Source organism: Exiguobacterium profundum (assembly GCF_042652865.1).
GTDB lineage: Bacteria > Bacillota > Bacilli > Exiguobacteriales > Exiguobacteriaceae > Exiguobacterium > Exiguobacterium profundum.
The window spans coordinates 1437047-1452677 of the sequence record NZ_JBHSHG010000001.1 but is presented as its reverse complement, the minus strand read 5'-3'; the positions used below and the strand labels follow the sequence as shown (position 1 = coordinate 1452677).

Here is a 15631-nt window from a genome sequence, read left to right as displayed (position 1 = left end):
ATTATTACGAAGGGGGTAACTGGATGGATGACCAGGTCATCATCGATTGGTACTGGGAACGATCGGAGTATGCGATTGTCGCGACGAAGAAGAAATACGGAAGCTATTGTCATCGTGTTTCTTATAATATTCTACAGAATCGCGAAGACACAGAGGAGTGTTTGAACGATTTATATATGAAAGCGTGGGAGTCGATCCCGCCGACACGTCCGCTTCGACTCGGAGCGTATTTGACGAAGATCGTGCGAAATCTCGCACTACAGCGTTATAAGAAGAATCATGCAAAAAAACGCGGCGGTGGGGAAGTACCGCTCGTCTATGAAGAACTAGAACATGTCCTTACGGAATCGATGAAAGACGAAGACCTCGTCGACGTGTTGAATGAATTTCTAGCAGACCTACCTCGACTGACAAGGGTGATGTTCATGCAACGTTATTTCTATTTACACTCGATTCAAGAAATTGCAACGACACATCAGCTCGGTGAGAGCCATGTCAAAATGACTTTGAAGCGCACGCGGGATGCGTTACAGCGAGCGCTTGAAGCAGAAGGAGTTCGCGTATGAAAAGTGAGCAGATCCTTCGACTACTCGGGGAAGTCGATGACCGGTACATAGAGGAATCGATGATGATAGAGCGAAAACCTTATCAACGACTGCAATGGGGAGCAGGACTCCTCATCGCTGTCGCTGCGGGATTCATGCTCTTCACATCGAATGTCTGGAACGAACAAATCACGCTATCCACGGATTCTACTGCGACTTCCGTTCACATTGTCGATCAATCAAAAGTAAAACCAGATATTTCCGAGGAAAATATGATGGAGATGACAGAGGATGAACTATTCTCAAAATGGGATCCGGTCGTGGTCAGAGGAACGGTCACGGATATTTGGCATATCGAGATTGACTTCAACGGAGAGACAGAATATCAGTCTCTTACCAAGATACACGTATCCAATGTGTATCGTGGGGATGTGCAAGTCGGGCAAGATTTGATTGTTCGTGCTGATGCCATCAAGGAAACCGGACAGACAACAGATGCGTCCGTTATCTCGCACGTGAAACAAGGCATGGAAGGGATTTTCATGCCGATTCCATACGATGACGAGTTTGTCTGGGAACAAAATGAAGCGACACTTCGATTGAAAGACATTGCCGATTACGGTTTTCCGGATGGGGAACGCTATCTGTTTTTAGATACGCCGAACGGATTGTTGTTCGAGCGGGATGCTTACCCGTCCTTACAAGGTTTGGACTCACTCGATGAAGTAGAGCACTGGATGATGACGCGATTTTCAGAATAATGGAGAACTCAAATCGATAAGGGGGAAATGGATATGGAACGGAAGATTACCGTAAAAGGGACAGGGAATGTCTCATCTCGACCTGATTTGATTGTGATTCACATGGACCTTGTCTCGAAAGCGCCACGATACGAAGATACGATGACCGAGGCGACAAGTGCGGTGTCCCATCTTCAAAAAGCCATCACGAGCGCAGGGTTTGACAAGACGGACCTTAAAACGAGTGACTTTTCCATCGATACGGAATATGAGAGCTATCGTGATCGAGATGAGAATTATCGGTCTCGGTTTGTCGGATACGTCTGTAAACAGAAGACGAAGCTCGAATTTGCGCTCGATACGTCCAAACTATCGGACGTCATCGAACAAATCAGTCAATCTCGCGCAAATCCTACACTCTCCATTCGTTTCACGATGAAAGACCCGAATACGATTGAAGATCAGCTATTGGTGAGTGCTGCGGAGAATGCGAAGAAACGAGCAGAACTCCTTGCGAAGGGAGCAGGCGCTGAACTAGGGGACTTGCTTCAAATTGACTACACGTGGGGGGAGATTCACCTGTTTTCGCCTACAAACGTCCTCTATAGTCAGGACGTCGTCTATTCGGAATCACGGATGCCCGAACTCGAACCAGATGACATTGACGTCAGTGATTCGGCGACATTCGTCTGGAGTCTCAAATGAGGCGACTGATTTTCTTGATGCTCCTTTCACTCTCGATTGCGCTGCCCGCATCTGCCCTTTCCTGGGCCTATACGTTTGTCGTGTTCGACCGAAACGCATATGAAGTGCTCGACACAACAATCGAAGAGGATGCACTCGGTGACGTGATCGGTGAAGTGGAGACAGTGGTCAATGATGAGACGGGACGTTACTATGGGAATGCTTCGAACGGATATCCGATTGGGACGGTGTACCGTGAAGTCGACGGGGAGTCTGTGGAAGACGTCATTGCGGTCGAGGACGGTTCGGAGTGGAAGCGAGCGGAGTATCGATTCGAAGCACCGTATCATTCACGTGATTTTATCACCTTCTTCGGCTATTTGCTGCTCGGGATGGGCATCATCATGATAAGTTGGTCGTTCTTCAAGCGAAGTTCGCTGTACCAAAAAGAAGCATGAACGAACGTGGAAATGGGAACGGGAATAAAGAAAGGTTCGGTAAAGGGGGATTTATCATGAACATCTTGATTATTTTTGACTCACTATATGGTCATACTGAAAAGATTGCTCATGCGATGCAGCAAGAGCTGTCGAAAGACCATGAGGCACGTATGGAACACGTATTGAATATTGGATTAGGCGACTTGGCACATGTCGACCTGGTCATCATCGGCTCACCGACACATGGGGGATACGAAACGGAAGACATTAAAGTATTTTTGGACGGAATTTCGGACAATGCGTTACGAGGGAAACGGACGGCTGCCTTTGACACGAGTGTCGTCAAAGAGAAACAGAATCCGATACTTGGTAAAATCATTGATTGGTTCGGTCATGCCGTCAATCGGGTCGAAGGGGAAATGATTGAAAAAGGGGCGACGGGTGTCCAAAAAGAGTCGTTCCTCGTCGATGGGACGACGGAGATGTTGAAGGAAGGCGAACTCGAACGCGCGAAAGCGTGGGCGCGTGAGTTGGTCGGATAATACACGAAACGCATTCTGATAACAGAGTGCGTTTTTTAGTTGAAGAGGACGAGAAGAAGAGAAAAGCGGGTAAATATATAGTATTCAACTCTTCAGAGAGGAAGCTGGTTGTGATGAAAAAAATGGAGCGGGATGTATTGGTCGGTTGGATTGTCGTCGTGCTTGTCCTCTTGATGCATTTTCTGATCACCATGTCTCTTGGCAACTCGTACTTTGCTGAAAGTTCGTTGAATCGAATGTTGTGGCTTTCGAGTTTTCCGGCATTCTTAATCGCATTCGTCGCAGCCTTCTTCCAAAAAACGAACACTGTCTTCCTAGCGGTTCGTCGTGGGCTACTGTGGACCATCGAGTTGATGGTCGCCTTCACCATTCTCGCTTGGGTGTTCCGTTCTTTCGAAGGACTGTATGCGAATGCTGGTCTCTACTGGTTGTTCGGTGCCGTCTTAATTGGACCAATCTTTTATATGATGGCGTTCCGACGTCAACATTCGAAACGAATCCGCACCCCTTGATTGAAACGCTTCCTCTCAAAGGAGGCGTTTTTAGATTGCCTCAGGATGGGAAAGGATAGAGAGAAGAGAGATTGGAGGAGAGTGCGATGAGCCAGTATTTTTCATCATCTTACGAAGAGTCGCGAGAGAAGTTCTTGAACTTACTGTCTGAAGTGAAACGATTTTATCCGAAAGCGGAGCTGTTGACACACTCGATCGGGGATGAGAGTATCGACGTCATTTTAGGAGAACCGAAACGAGAACGAAAAGCGATGATTCTCATGACGATCGGGGAACATGGGATTGAAGGGTATGCGGGCGCCGCGGTGACCCATCAATTTGTACAAACGCAACTCGCGCATGTCCATCATGAGACGACGGGGATTTGTCTCATACATGCAGTGAATCCATGGGGGATGAAACACTTTCGACGTGTCAATGAACACAATGTCGATTTGAACAGAAATTACGTCATTGATCGTGAGTCGGTCCCATATAACGTGAACCGTGAATATGAGCTGATGCGCCATCTCTTCGTACCGGATGGAGTAATTGACGACTACCATGAGGCGCGTGAACAGATCTATTCATTTCTCGGCTCTGGAATTAAGCTTGATGGCTTCAAAGCGATGAGTGGAGCAAAAGGGATGGGGCAATATCAATTCCCGAAAGGTGTGTATTACGGGGGAGAAGAAGACGAACCGTCTGCCATCTTTTTAAAAGGGATTCAACATGATTTACTTGAGCGCTACGGAAAAGTCGTCCATCTCGATTGGCATACCGCACTCGGACCGACGAACGAGGTCACGATGGTCATCAGCAAACGGGACGGTCGCACGGAAGATGAGTTAAAACAAGCGTACGGTCTAGACAACGTCAACGTGTATGACCCGGACGAGGTACTCGGAGATTCGACGAATCATTTTTACTACGTGCGCGATACGGAATACCCGGACAAGGGTCTCGTTTCTGCCTTATTTGAATTCGGTACGTTTGGGACGTCGACAAAAGCATCCATCCGTGAATTTTTAACGATTATTTTAGAGAACCGGCTGTACTTTGAAGGGACAAAGGACCCTGAGGCACGAAACGGTATTCAAAACGAATTCATGGCGATGTTCTATCCGGAAAACGCGGATTGGCGAGAAGCTGTTTTACGAGAAGGAGCGAAAGCCGTTGAAGGTTATCTAAAAGGTGAAGCGCTCTGGCGCGACACATAAGAGGGTTTCTCGAAGTCGGAATAGGGAATAATGAGGTTGTGAGTGTTTTCGCTAAATAATGACTGTGGAGGTTGGATGATGGGATATATTACAGCACATGACGGTACAAATCTATACGTAGAGGATGTCGGGTCTGGGGAACCGATTGTCTTCTTGCACGGCTGGCCAGCAAACAACAATATGTTCGAGTATCAGAAGAATGCGCTCGTCGAAGCGGGATATCGCTACATCGGCATTGATTTCAGAGGATACGGGAAATCTGATGCCCCGGCGACAGGTTATGACTATGAGACAATGGCGTCTGATGTGCATATGGTCGTCTACGGACTTGGCTTAAAAAACTTCACGCTCGTCGGTTTTTCAATGGGTGGGGCGATTGCAGTTCGCTACGCAGCCGACTATAAAGAGGATGGACTCAACAAATTGGTCTTGGCCGGAGCTGCGGCACCAATCTTCACACAGCGTGCAGATTATCCATATGGAATGACAACGGACGAAGTCGACGCGTTGATTGACGATACACGGGCCGACCGACCGAAGATGCTCGAAGGGTTCGGAGAAATCTTCTTCGAGAAAGAACATTCGAAACCGATGCAAAACTGGTTCCACCATCTCGCGCTCGTCGCGTCGAGCCATGGGACGATTGCCTCGGCACAGGCGTTACGTGACGAAGATTTGCGAGATGCCTTGCCGAAAATTGATGTCGAGACGTTGATCATCCATGGGGTGCATGACAAGATCTGTCCTTTCGCATTCGCCGAGCAGATGGAACAAGGCATCTCGAACGCGCGAATCGAGCGCTTTGAAGAGAGTGGACACGGTACGGTGCTGGATGAACGAGAGAAATTTAACGATACGTTGTTGCAGTTTGTTCAATAATCGATGGCCTCCGAATCGGGGGCTTTTTGTATGTCGATAAGGGTAAGAACCAACAAAAACGGGTATAATTCAATTGGAGTTCCCTTCCATTTTTTGAATCACTGAAACATCGCTGTGACTAGAGTCACGATGTTTTTTTGTGTTGTTTTGGAGAAAGGGGGATGAAACTAGATTAGAACATGGATTTAGTTCAACCTGTCCTACCATTCATGGTACAATAGCGGGGTGGATTAACAGATTGAGGAGAGATTTAAATGAATATCGCTTTCTTTTTATATCCGAAAGAAGACGTCAAATATTTGGACCCCGAATCAACGGTACGACAAGCACTTGAAAAGATGAAGCATCATCGATTCACGTCTGTCCCACTCGTTTCGGAGAACGGATTTTACGCCGGGACGATGACAGAGGGGGATTTACTCTGGGCACTCGCAGAACAGCTTCGCGGGGAAGAAGACTATGAAAAAGTGCTCCGGACACGTCTAAAAGACATCAAGCAACGCGTTCGCTATAAGCCGGTCTCGATTACGGCACAAATTGAAGAGCTCGTCGATGCGATCACGGACCAAAACTTCGTGCCGGTCGTCGATGATGGGAAGTATTTCATCGGCATCATCCGACGCCGTGACATCATCGAGTATTACTCGACAAAGTTGAAACAATTGGAGAATGAAGTCCGATAATGAACAAGCCAGAACCGACTTACGGTTCTGGCTTGTTTTACGTTTCTTTCAGCTTCGTTTTTAAAAATAGGAGTAGGGCAAACCTCAATCAAGTGGTGGAAAATGTGGAAGTACATATTCACCTAATTCATCGATGACTTCTTCGGCTGGACGTTCTCCGTCGAAGAGAGCGAAGAAGAGGTGGTTCACGCCGATGGCACGATACGCTTCAAGCAACTTGATCAAGTGGTTGCGACCGAGTCGGAATCCGAGACGAATCGGTGTCGGTGGCTCGTCTTTGTCGTGCGTCAAATCAAGATGCATCGGCATCGAGAAGGGACGGAAGGCACGACCATGCGCTTCACCGCTCGCACGCCACGCGTCGAGCACTTGCTGTTGTGCGAAAGGTGCCTGCGGGTAGTACGTCCACCCGTCTCCGTTCGCCCCAAGCCAGTCCATGTCTTGTTGTGCGAACCCGGTGATCATCGTCGGGATCCGCTTCTTCGGACGTGGCACGAGCGTTGCCTGTTCGACCTCCCCATAAGGTGATTCAATAGTTGGGTAGTTGTTATAGAGCGCCTGCTCCATGACACGAAGCGACTCTTTGAACTGGTCGCCACGTGTCGGGTGATCGACTCCGAGCCCTTTGAAATCGGCACGACGGTCACCTGAAGAGATCCCGAGAATCAATCGTTCTGGGAACAATGCTTCAATCGTTGCGACTTCCTTCGCCGAACGAAGGGGGTGACGGAGTGGCAAGACGAGCGCGGACGTACCGAGCGCAATGTTTTTCGTTTGACCAAGTAAATGTGTTCCGTAGATTAGCATATCGTAAATTTGACCGACAGCCGGGTCTAAAAAGTTCGGGTCTTTTAGTAGGACATCCCGTAACCAAAGAACCGTGAAGCCGTAATCGTCTGCCTTTTGGGCAAGCTCGACTTGACGCTCGAGGGTCGGGGTACGCATTTTAAAATTCTCTAAAGGAATGTGGAGGCCGAGCGTGAGCTCGCCCTCCCGGTACATCCGGTTGTAGCTTCTATGATTGTTGAACATAAGCGCCTCCTTAGTTTGCTTCCAAACGACGTGAAATGGCTGTCAAGATGACGGCGATGATGACCATGATGCCACCGACCCAAGGGGTATGCACAAGTCCGATTGAATCGGTGACGAGTCCACCGATTGTTGCGCCGAGGGCAATCCCGATGTTGAAGGCCGCGATGTTGAGTGCGGATGCGACATCGACAGCGGCAGGTACATATTTTTCAGCCAATTGCACGATATACAGTTGAAGTCCAGGCACGTTCATGAAGGCGAGGAGTCCCATCAAGACGATGGCAATCAAACCTGCCACTTTGAACGGAATCATGAACGACATGATGATCATGACCGCTGCGTGAACGATGAACATATAGAACAATGCTTTCGCTGGATTTTCGTTGGCGAGCTTTCCACCGACCGCGTTCCCGATAGCGACTGCGATTCCGTAAACGAGTAAGACGACACTGATCAAGCTCGGGCTGATCTTTGTCACGTCTTGCATGATGGGTGTCAAGTACGTGAAGGCGACGAACGTTCCACCGTAACCGAGTGCTGTAATCAAGAATCCGAGCATGAGACGACCGTTTGTGAGCAGTTTCTTCATATCTGAGAACTTCGCTGGGGGTGACTGTTTCAAATCTTTTGGAATCAAGAAGAAACTTGCGATGATTGAAATGATACCGAGTGCTGCGACGGCGAAGAATGTGGCGCGCCATCCGAACGCTTGTCCGATGAAAGTACCGAGTGGGACTCCTGTAACGGTTGCGACAGTTAAACCTGTGAACATGAGTGCGATGGCACTCGCTTTTTTATGTGGTGGTACGAGTTGAACAGCAATCGTTGCCCCGATGGAGAAGAAGACACCATGCGAGAATGCGGTGATAAATCGGGCGACAATCAAAAGTTCAAAGGTGGTCGACATGGCCGAGACCAAGTTTCCGCCGATGAAGACGACCATGAGTGCCATGAGTAACGTCTTGCGGTTCATCCGGTTCGTCAGTGCCGTCAAAATCGGTGCACCGACGGCTACGCCGATCGCGTAACCCGAGATAATGAGACCCGCGAGAGTGATGCCGATGTTTAAATCACTTGCGATCGATGCGAGGAGACCGACCGGGACGAACTCGGTCGTTCCGATGCCGAAAGCGCTGATCGCGAGGGCGAGTAATGCCAACCCTCCATTTTTAGGTGCCTGTTCTTCGATAGGTTGTGTGTACGGTTGATTCATGAGTAGTTCCTCCTAAAATAAATGAATAGTGTGGAAGACGAGGGCCCTTCGTCTCCGGATAGCAAAGACATCTCACTTTCCTCTATTGTTCAGTACGGTCGAAAAAGTACCTTACCGTCTCAAGGGGATGTTACAAGCGAAATGAACTTGTATAGATTTGCTACAGTTGCTATCATAAGTGCATGAAAACAGTTTGAGAAGTACGTACTTTTTAGTGCGGTAGGCACCAAAAAGTGCCTATGTAAGAAATGGAGGAAACGAAATGCCATATAATATTCCGGTCGAAGCGACACTTGACGTCATCGGCGGTAAGTGGAAAGTCGTCATCATGTGTCACTTGATTAAAGGGGAGCGACGGACGAGTGAACTGCGTAAACTCATGCCGAACATCACGCAAAAAATGCTCACCCAACAATTGCGTGAGCTCGAAGCGGATGGTGTCGTCGTTCGTACGGTGTTCGAGCAAGTTCCGCCGAAAGTCATTTACTCACTCTCTGAGTACGGATGGTCACTCAAGCCAATCTTGGACGCCATGTGCGCCTGGGGCGAGTGCCATATCGATCAGTCCGGTGAAGAGGTCATTTCATAACCATCACGGTCGTCCAATACGGACGACCGTTTTTCGTAGTGACAAGTCGGGTACAGGGACAGAGACAAGGAGGGAATTAGGATGGACGTGAAAACTTTTTTGTTTACAGATGACGGCTCCATTCCCAACCATCCGGATTATCCGGCGCTCCTCTATCGTGGCGTCTTTGATGACCCGAGCGGGATGCGAGAGACGTTTGCCCATAATGAATGGACGAACAGTTGGGTGAACGGGGTGTTCGACTATCATCACTATCACAGCAACACGCATGAAGTATTGGGCATATTACAAGGTGAAGCGACGCTTCAACTCGGAGGGACGAACGGTGACCTCGTCCGCGTCCGCCTAGGTGATGTCCTCGTCTTACCGGCGGGAACGGGACATCGTCGCATCGAGGCGAGCGAAGATTTTCAAGTGGTCGGGGCATACCCGGACGGTCGTGACTATGACACGTTGACAGGAAAGACCGAAGAACGACCGGACAACGTAAAGCGAATCGAACAAGTCGAAAAACCGAAGTTTGACCCCGTCTTCGGGACGACGGGTCCACTACATGAAGCATGGACAAAGGAGGAAACGTTATGAATCAACGACTACCACATTCTTTATTACTTGCAGCTTTGAAGCAAAACGTCGTCAAATTGAAAGACGGGCGCGAGATGCGCGCACTCGGACAAGGTACATGGCGCATGGGGGAAGACAAATCGAAGCATGATGCCGAGGTTGAGGCACTTCGGACAGGAATCGACTGCGGACTCCATGTCATCGACACGGCGGAAATGTATGGGGAAGGGGAGTCTGAGAAGTTGGTAGGGGAAGCAATCCAAGACCGACGCGAAGATGTCTTTCTCGTCTCGAAAGTGTATCCATACAATGCGTATGGCGACAAACTCGTCAGCGCATGTGATGCGTCGCTCGAACGACTCGGGACGGACTACCTGGATCTTTACTTACTCCATTGGCGAGGCGATGCCTCGCTCGAGGAGACGATTCAAGGGATGGAACAGCTTAAAGCGGACGGAAAGATTCGGGCATGGGGAGTCTCGAACTTCGACGTGGACGATATGAAGGAATTGCTGTCGCTACCGAATGGAGACAAGTGCGCGGTCAATCAAGTGCTCTATCATCTTGGCAGTCGCGGGATTGAGTACGACCTCCTTCCTTATCTAAAAGAACAAGGGATTCCTGTCATGGCATACGCTCCACTCGCTGAAGGAAGTGACGTGAAAGAAGAGGTCTTCAATAACGAAACGATCAATCGGATCGCGGAGTCGTATAGTGCCTCAGTCGCGCAAGTCTTACTTGCTTGGACGATCCGGAGCGGACACGTCATCGCCATCCCGAAAGCCGGGCAGGCCGAGCATGTCGAGGAGAATGCGGCAGCGCTCTTGCTCGACATGAGTGAGGAAGATTTTGCTTCGCTCGATGAGGCGTTCCCGCCACCGACAACGAAACAACCGTTAGATGTCATTTGACGACGTGAACTGGACCAAACAAAGGTCCAGTTTTTCTTTTGGCGAAATCGATTGCCCTTTACTTGATGCGGGTAAATAAAGGGAGGACTTGCTTGTGTAGATGACATCGATACGACAAGGGAGCTGAACTCTATATGGAACAGACGTACACCGCTGAAGAATTCAAAGACAAGATGTACTCGAATTTAAAAGTACGGCCGAGTGATTCCGTCATTTTGATGTGCTCCATCTTTATCGCGTCAATCGGATTGAATATGAATTCCATTCCCATCATTATCGGGGCGATGTTGATTTCGCCGCTCATGACGCCTATCTTGAGTATCGGTCTCGCCTTGTCGCTCTATGACATGAAACTTCTTCGAGCGGGTGTGCGTTTACTTCTGGTCCAAGTCGCAGTCAGTCTCACCGTCGCGACCATTTATTTCGCTATCTCGCCAATTACCTATGCGAGTAATGAAATCATTGCCCGAACGGAGCCGACGATTTGGGATGTCATCATCGCTTTCGCTGGGGGGACTGCCGGCATCATCGGGGCGCAAAAGAAGATGAGCAATAACATCGTCCCAGGTGTCGCCATCGCGACCGCCTTGATGCCCCCGCTCTGTACGGTCGGCTATTCGATTGCGACGTGGAACGTCGATTATTTGATCGGGTCGAGTTATCTGTTCGTTATCAACTGCGCGTTCATCGCCATTGCGACGTTCATCGGAGTCAAGTTCATGGGTATCTCACAAGTGTTGACGAAGCAAGACGCGAACCATAAAAGAATCAATCGACTTCTCATTGCCTTGTCTGTCTTCATCGTCGTCCCAAGTATCTTCTCGGCCGCGACGCTCGTTCAAGACAGCATCGTCCGGACGGGAATCAACAATTTCATCGAAGAAGAGTTTTCAGACGCCATCATTATCAGTCAGGACTATCAGGAAGATGATGATTTGCTTCTCGTGACGACGACGGGGAAACGACTGACCAATGAAGAACTTGCGGAGATTGAATCCCGCTTGCCTGACTATGGGCTACATGCGATTGAATTGTCCGTGACACAAGTACCGGATTTGAATGGTTTGTCCGGCGAACAGGCAGCGCGCATTTTTCAAGACTATCTCGAAAGTCGCCTGCAACAGTTCAACTTGTTCGACAGCCGTCAAATCGATTTAGAGGACTTGCCGTTCGAACTGCAAAATGAGATGAATTAGTATTTCGATTATTTTTAATTATGTATTGGTGATTGAAAAGTGATTTCTTTATATGAGCTAGAAGATCATCATATTTCCCTTTCATTTAAAAAGGTAACTGGAATCTCAGAATTATTGAAGTAAAATAGACGTACATGACTATTGATGATCGTGATACACGAAGCGATTAACTTAAACTAGTTTACCGGAGGAGTTTTCATGTTTCTAAATGTACTTTTATTTTTTGAGATTTCAATAGTCTTATGTATGGTCATTGCTCTGTACAAATTTAAACGTAAGCAATTTTCTAGTGATTTACTTTTTTTGTTTTTGGAAGAAAAAAATAGAATGCAGCTTGAAACTAAAAATATTGAAAATACAAAATATCATAAAGTTAAAAATTTATTGTTGCTGCAAGCTCTCAATATATTGATATTGCTTGCTACATTAAATTATATGATTATAAGTAACGATGGTAGAAGTGAGATGAATTTAATTGTTGTCTTCTTCTTACTTCTTAATCGATATGGAGTGAATTTTTTTGTAGAGAAGAGTCTAAACTAAGTAGTGCAAAACCGTGTTGCTTGAAATCTGAATTCTCTTGGGTATCAGTCATAAAAGAATAAAAAAACAAATAGCAGAAATAACTCGAATTCAGTAGAGTCATTTCTGCTATTTTTCATATCAAGTGAATAAAATAATTCTGAAATGTTATTTTTCCAAAGCGCCCGAATTTCTTTTGGTAAGCCTATTGATTGGAAAAAATTCAGTAATCATTTTACTCGTTAGTTCGCGAGCGGATGTTTCAAGAGATAGTCTTCGATTTGATCAATCGTTTCTTTCAACACGCCGTCTGCGAATGGTGATTTGAGACCTGCCAGTTCGACGAGCTCGAGGAACGAACGGCTTCCACCTGCCTGACAGAGCGTGAGGTAATCGCTCCATGCCGCTTCGCGGTCTTCATGCATGCGCACCCAGAACTGGAATGCACATACTTGTGCGAGCGTATAGTCGATATAGTAGAACGGGCTTTGGAAGATGTGACCTTGTTGGTGCCACCATGCGCCCGATTCGAGATAGTCGTTCGTCTCATAATCACGGTGCGGGAGATAGACCTTCTCCAAATCGCGCCACGCCTGACGACGCTCGGCAGCTGTCATCTCTGGGTTGCGGTAGACGACATGTTGGAACTCATCGACGAGCACGCCATACGGAAGGAACGTCATGCTACCTGCCAAGTGATTGAACTTATACTTGTCGACTTGGTCGCCGAAGAAGAGCTCCATCCATGGCCAACAGAAGAATTCCATCGACATCGAGTGGATCTCACACGCCTCATAAGTCGGGAAGGCGTATTCCGGTGTCGTCAAATGACGGCTTTCATACACTTGGAAGGCATGACCGACTTCGTGCGTGAGAACATCGATGTCGCCTGCCGTCCCGTTGAAGTTCGAGAAGATGAACGGAAGTCCTTCAGACGGTAAGTACGTGCAGTATCCGCCGCCAGATTTCCCTGGTTTCGCCGTCAAGTCGAGGGCGCCGCGTTCCTGCATGTACTGGAAGAACTCGTCCGTCTCATTTGAGAGTTCACGATACATTTTGTTTCCGCCTTCGATGATGAACGACTCATCGCCTTGCGGTGTCGCGTTTCCGTCTGGGAAGACGAACGACTCGTCATAGTAATAGAGGTGGTCGACACCGATTCGTTTCGCCTGCTTTTCTTTCAAAGCAGAAGCGAGCGGGACGATGACGTCACGGACTTGTTTCCGGAAGTTGTCGACCATCGACTCGTCATAACCGACACGCTGCATCCGTGCATAACCGAGTTCGACGAACGACGGGAAGCCGAGCGCGTGAGCGATTTCCGTACGGACGCGTACGAGTTCCCCATAAATGCGGTCGAGCTCATCGCCGTTGTCAGAAAGGTATGTATAGCGGGCGACAGATGCGGCTTTTCGGACATCACGGTCTGGTGATTGAAGATATGGGCCGAACTGTGACAAGTTGAGTGTCTTGCCGTCAAACTCGATTTGCGCAGCGGACATGACCTTTTGATAAGCTGTCGCGAGGCGGTTTTCTTCCTGCAGTTTCGGGATGAGTGACTCCTCGAACGTTTCAAGTGCGCGCTCGGCGAGAGAGAACAGTTGGCTGCCCCATTCCGCTTCGAGTTCAGTGCGAAGCTCGTGGTTCGTCAACACGCGATAGTACGCTTGAATCTCCTTCTCATAGACCGGAAGTGCATCGTCAAAGAAGGCCTGTTCTTCTTCGTAAAACGAATCGCGTGTGTCGACCGAATGTCGGATCGCGACGAGTTGACTTTGTGTCTCAAAGTCGTTCCGTTCTTTGTTGATTTGGCGAATGAGCTCGTTCGCTTCCTCGAGTGTGCTGGCTTGCTGTAATTCGGCAGAATAGTCCGACAATCTGCTGTTTAAAGCGTCCAAGTCGGGCCGTTCATATGACAATTTTGTGAAAGTCGTCATTGTAAGCGCCTCCATCGTGTGAAATTTTTACAAAGTGTAAAAAGGGCTTGCAAAAGCGATTGCACACTCGTATTCTTACGATGTGTAAAACGATTTCGCACTACCTTATTACAACTATACCGTTAATAGGGTAGGGATTGAAGTATTAGCTTTTCGGGTATAAAAGTGAAGACTTCGATTCAATAGAACATGTTGGAGGGATTAAGCTATGGGATTCTTTAAAAAACTTTTTGGTGGTAAAGAAGAACAACTCAACGCGGTTTCACCGCTTACAGGAAAGGTCGTCGACATCACGAACGTACCGGACCAAGTATTCTCACAAAAAATGATGGGTGACGGGATCGCAATCGAGCCGACAGAAGGAAAAGTCGTCTCACCGGTTAGCGGAACAATCGCGACAGTATTCCCAACAAAACACGCGATCGGTATCAACGCGGACAACGGTGCGGAATACTTGATTCACATCGGTTTGGATACGGTAAACCTTAAAGGTGAAGGCTTCGAGACACACGTTACAGAAGGTCAATCTGTCAAAGCAGGCGACCCACTCGTCACGTTCGACCTCGACTTCATCAAAGCGAACGCGCCATCGACGATCACTCCGATCATCATCACGAACCACGACAGCTTCGGCGTGAACAAACTTGTCGCAGAAGGCGACACGGTGACAGCTGGATCTTCGGAAGTCGTCGAGTTGACAAAGAAATAAGAAGACGACCCATGACTCGGGAGCTTAGGCTTCCGAGTATTTTTTTGCGAATGCGGGAATTATAATGAAGAGAGGGAAGGGGGAATTGAGATGGATGGAAAAAATGCACCATACCGGGGATACGGGGATCGGATTCGAATATTACGGGAACGGGCAGGATTGTCGATTGAGACGCTTGCAGAACAGATTGGTGTCGCACCGTACTTTATCCGACGTACCGAACTGAGTGAGGTCTATCCGACCATGCCTTACATAGAGGCGCTCGCAGACGCTTTGCAAATCGACCCGAACTATTTGGCACGCCATATTTGGACGGGCGAGTCGCTCAAAGTCCTCATGCGAGGAAAAGTGCCGGAACTCGAACAGATGAAGCTCGCCTATGAAGAAGCGATGCACGGGAAGTCCGTCGAAGAAATGCAACGGCAACTCGAAGAGCGGATGCGCATCTTTGACTTGATGCACGAAGAAGAGTTACAACGAATCTTTGACCAAGATGAAGAGCCGACGACACATCATGCACTCGAAGCGCTCGTCGATGCGGTGCTTGATCTCGGACGGTCACATGACACGACGCGTCACATCGTCCCGTTCGCACGCTATGTGGAACGGCTTGTCCCAGACCAATTCGCAGACAACTCATTCCAGTACGCGGAGTATGGTGTCGTGGATAAATCGTATAAATTGCAATGACCGTAGAGCATTCTACGGTTTTTTTGTGCACAAAAAAGCGACCA

19 protein-coding genes are annotated in these 15631 nt (G+C 48.4%); 16 read left to right on the top strand and 3 right to left on the bottom strand.

All coding sequences use genetic code 11. From position 1 onward, the window contains the following. Positions 1-23: 23 nt before the first annotated feature. From ACFO4U_RS07500 to ACFO4U_RS07460, 9 genes are all read left to right on the top strand, one after another. Complete coding sequence (locus ACFO4U_RS07500) at positions 24-566, top strand: RNA polymerase sigma factor (RefSeq protein ID WP_078147384.1); 543 nt, start codon at positions 24-26, stop codon at positions 564-566. Continuing rightward, entirely contained in the window at positions 563-1306 is a 744-nt protein-coding gene (locus ACFO4U_RS07495; RefSeq protein WP_215243740.1) for a hypothetical protein, read from the top strand. Before ACFO4U_RS07500 ends, ACFO4U_RS07495 begins: the two co-directional genes overlap by 4 nt. Positions 1307-1339: 33 nt before the next feature. Continuing rightward, positions 1340-1990: an SIMPL domain-containing protein gene (locus ACFO4U_RS07490; protein WP_159562697.1), complete on the top strand. Its 651-nt coding sequence runs from the start codon at positions 1340-1342 to the stop codon at positions 1988-1990. Next, the gene (locus ACFO4U_RS07485; RefSeq protein ID WP_074036149.1) at positions 1987-2427 is read left to right on the top strand and encodes a hypothetical protein; all 441 of its coding nucleotides are present in this window, start codon (positions 1987-1989) and stop codon (positions 2425-2427) included. The genes ACFO4U_RS07490 and ACFO4U_RS07485 overlap by 4 nt, the downstream gene beginning before the upstream one ends. 56 nt (positions 2428-2483) lie before the next feature. After that, positions 2484-2951: a flavodoxin family protein gene (locus tag ACFO4U_RS07480; protein ID WP_012727018.1), complete on the top strand. Its 468-nt coding sequence runs from the start codon at positions 2484-2486 to the stop codon at positions 2949-2951. 113 nt (positions 2952-3064) lie between these two features. Continuing rightward, the gene (locus tag ACFO4U_RS07475) at positions 3065-3463 is read left to right on the top strand and encodes a hypothetical protein (protein ID WP_214690608.1); all 399 of its coding nucleotides are present in this window, start codon (positions 3065-3067) and stop codon (positions 3461-3463) included. 86 nt (positions 3464-3549) lie between these two features. Next, positions 3550-4662, top strand: coding sequence for a M14 family metallopeptidase (locus tag ACFO4U_RS07470; RefSeq protein WP_215243741.1), 1113 nt, complete (start codon positions 3550-3552; stop codon positions 4660-4662). Between the two features lie 75 nt (positions 4663-4737). After that, on the top strand, positions 4738-5541 hold the full coding sequence (locus tag ACFO4U_RS07465; RefSeq protein WP_215243742.1) for an alpha/beta fold hydrolase: 804 nt from the start codon (positions 4738-4740) through the stop codon (positions 5539-5541). A 254-nt stretch (positions 5542-5795) separates the two neighbouring features. Beyond that, positions 5796-6224, top strand: coding sequence for a CBS domain-containing protein (locus tag ACFO4U_RS07460; RefSeq protein WP_012727014.1), 429 nt, complete (start codon positions 5796-5798; stop codon positions 6222-6224). A gap of 84 nt (positions 6225-6308) precedes the next feature. On the opposite strand, the gene ACFO4U_RS07455 is transcribed toward ACFO4U_RS07460, so the two are convergent. Both ACFO4U_RS07455 and ACFO4U_RS07450 read right to left on the bottom strand, forming a co-directional pair. Then, entirely contained in the window at positions 6309-7256 is a 948-nt protein-coding gene (locus ACFO4U_RS07455) for a TIGR03571 family LLM class oxidoreductase (protein WP_215243743.1), read from the bottom strand. A 10-nt stretch (positions 7257-7266) separates the two neighbouring features. Continuing rightward, a complete protein-coding gene (locus ACFO4U_RS07450) occupies positions 7267-8469 on the bottom strand; it encodes an MFS transporter (RefSeq protein ID WP_215243744.1) in 1203 nt (400 codons plus the stop codon). A 262-nt stretch (positions 8470-8731) separates the two neighbouring features. Here ACFO4U_RS07450 and ACFO4U_RS07445 point away from each other — a divergent pair, with 262 nt between their 5' ends. The 5 genes from ACFO4U_RS07445 to ACFO4U_RS07425 all read left to right on the top strand — a co-directional run bounded on the left by ACFO4U_RS07445 (position 8732) and on the right by ACFO4U_RS07425 (position 12272). Further along, complete coding sequence (locus tag ACFO4U_RS07445) at positions 8732-9058, top strand: winged helix-turn-helix transcriptional regulator (RefSeq protein WP_078147375.1); 327 nt, start codon at positions 8732-8734, stop codon at positions 9056-9058. Positions 9059-9139: 81 nt separating this feature from the next. Beyond that, the gene (locus tag ACFO4U_RS07440; RefSeq protein WP_074036164.1) at positions 9140-9643 is read left to right on the top strand and encodes a cupin domain-containing protein; all 504 of its coding nucleotides are present in this window, start codon (positions 9140-9142) and stop codon (positions 9641-9643) included. Beyond that, on the top strand, positions 9640-10533 hold the full coding sequence (locus ACFO4U_RS07435; RefSeq protein WP_276551143.1) for an aldo/keto reductase: 894 nt from the start codon (positions 9640-9642) through the stop codon (positions 10531-10533). Before ACFO4U_RS07440 ends, ACFO4U_RS07435 begins: the two co-directional genes overlap by 4 nt. A gap of 134 nt (positions 10534-10667) precedes the next feature. Further along, complete coding sequence (locus tag ACFO4U_RS07430; RefSeq protein WP_215243745.1) at positions 10668-11729, top strand: DUF389 domain-containing protein; 1062 nt, start codon at positions 10668-10670, stop codon at positions 11727-11729. 198 nt (positions 11730-11927) lie between these two features. Then, positions 11928-12272 carry a hypothetical protein gene (locus ACFO4U_RS07425; protein WP_215243746.1) on the top strand — a complete coding sequence of 115 codons (345 nt, stop codon included), beginning with the start codon at positions 11928-11930 and terminating at the stop codon, positions 12270-12272. A gap of 221 nt (positions 12273-12493) precedes the next feature. Here ACFO4U_RS07425 and ACFO4U_RS07420 read toward each other — a convergent pair whose 3' ends face one another. Further along, complete coding sequence (locus tag ACFO4U_RS07420) at positions 12494-14188, bottom strand: M3 family oligoendopeptidase (protein WP_031422757.1); 1695 nt, start codon at positions 14186-14188, stop codon at positions 12494-12496. A gap of 208 nt (positions 14189-14396) precedes the next feature. Here ACFO4U_RS07420 and ACFO4U_RS07415 point away from each other — a divergent pair, with 208 nt between their 5' ends. Next, on the top strand, positions 14397-14897 hold the full coding sequence (locus ACFO4U_RS07415; protein WP_012727005.1) for a PTS sugar transporter subunit IIA: 501 nt from the start codon (positions 14397-14399) through the stop codon (positions 14895-14897). Between the two features lie 90 nt (positions 14898-14987). Further along, positions 14988-15587 carry a helix-turn-helix domain-containing protein gene (locus ACFO4U_RS07410; RefSeq protein ID WP_074036173.1) on the top strand — a complete coding sequence of 200 codons (600 nt, stop codon included), beginning with the start codon at positions 14988-14990 and terminating at the stop codon, positions 15585-15587. The last annotated feature ends 44 nt before the right edge of the window (positions 15588-15631 follow it).

Excerpts from the sequence above, each read along its gene's own strand:
- ACFO4U_RS07455 (WP_215243743.1), bottom strand. The coding sequence starts at position 7,256 with ATGTTCAACAATCATAGAAGCTACAACCGGATGTACCGGGAGGGCGAG.
- ACFO4U_RS07450 (WP_215243744.1), bottom strand. The coding sequence starts at position 8,469 with ATGAATCAACCGTACACACAACCTATCGAAGAACAGGCACCTAAAAAT.
- ACFO4U_RS07430 (WP_215243745.1), top strand. The coding sequence starts at position 10,668 with ATGGAACAGACGTACACCGCTGAAGAATTCAAAGACAAGATGTACTCG.
- ACFO4U_RS07485 (WP_074036149.1), top strand. The coding sequence starts at position 1,987 with ATGAGGCGACTGATTTTCTTGATGCTCCTTTCACTCTCGATTGCGCTG.
- ACFO4U_RS07495 (WP_215243740.1), top strand. The coding sequence starts at position 563 with ATGAAAAGTGAGCAGATCCTTCGACTACTCGGGGAAGTCGATGACCGG.
- ACFO4U_RS07410 (WP_074036173.1), top strand. The coding sequence starts at position 14,988 with ATGGATGGAAAAAATGCACCATACCGGGGATACGGGGATCGGATTCGA.
- ACFO4U_RS07440 (WP_074036164.1), top strand. The coding sequence starts at position 9,140 with ATGGACGTGAAAACTTTTTTGTTTACAGATGACGGCTCCATTCCCAAC.
- ACFO4U_RS07475 (WP_214690608.1), top strand. The coding sequence starts at position 3,065 with ATGAAAAAAATGGAGCGGGATGTATTGGTCGGTTGGATTGTCGTCGTG.
- ACFO4U_RS07420 (WP_031422757.1), bottom strand. The coding sequence starts at position 14,188 with ATGACGACTTTCACAAAATTGTCATATGAACGGCCCGACTTGGACGCT.
- ACFO4U_RS07490 (WP_159562697.1), top strand. The coding sequence starts at position 1,340 with ATGGAACGGAAGATTACCGTAAAAGGGACAGGGAATGTCTCATCTCGA.
- ACFO4U_RS07465 (WP_215243742.1), top strand. The coding sequence starts at position 4,738 with ATGATGGGATATATTACAGCACATGACGGTACAAATCTATACGTAGAG.
- ACFO4U_RS07500 (WP_078147384.1), top strand. The coding sequence starts at position 24 with ATGGATGACCAGGTCATCATCGATTGGTACTGGGAACGATCGGAGTAT.
- ACFO4U_RS07435 (WP_276551143.1), top strand. The coding sequence starts at position 9,640 with ATGAATCAACGACTACCACATTCTTTATTACTTGCAGCTTTGAAGCAA.
- ACFO4U_RS07425 (WP_215243746.1), top strand. The coding sequence starts at position 11,928 with ATGTTTCTAAATGTACTTTTATTTTTTGAGATTTCAATAGTCTTATGT.
- ACFO4U_RS07445 (WP_078147375.1), top strand. The coding sequence starts at position 8,732 with ATGCCATATAATATTCCGGTCGAAGCGACACTTGACGTCATCGGCGGT.
- ACFO4U_RS07480 (WP_012727018.1), top strand. The coding sequence starts at position 2,484 with ATGAACATCTTGATTATTTTTGACTCACTATATGGTCATACTGAAAAG.
- ACFO4U_RS07470 (WP_215243741.1), top strand. The coding sequence starts at position 3,550 with ATGAGCCAGTATTTTTCATCATCTTACGAAGAGTCGCGAGAGAAGTTC.
- ACFO4U_RS07460 (WP_012727014.1), top strand. The coding sequence starts at position 5,796 with ATGAATATCGCTTTCTTTTTATATCCGAAAGAAGACGTCAAATATTTG.
- ACFO4U_RS07415 (WP_012727005.1), top strand. The coding sequence starts at position 14,397 with ATGGGATTCTTTAAAAAACTTTTTGGTGGTAAAGAAGAACAACTCAAC.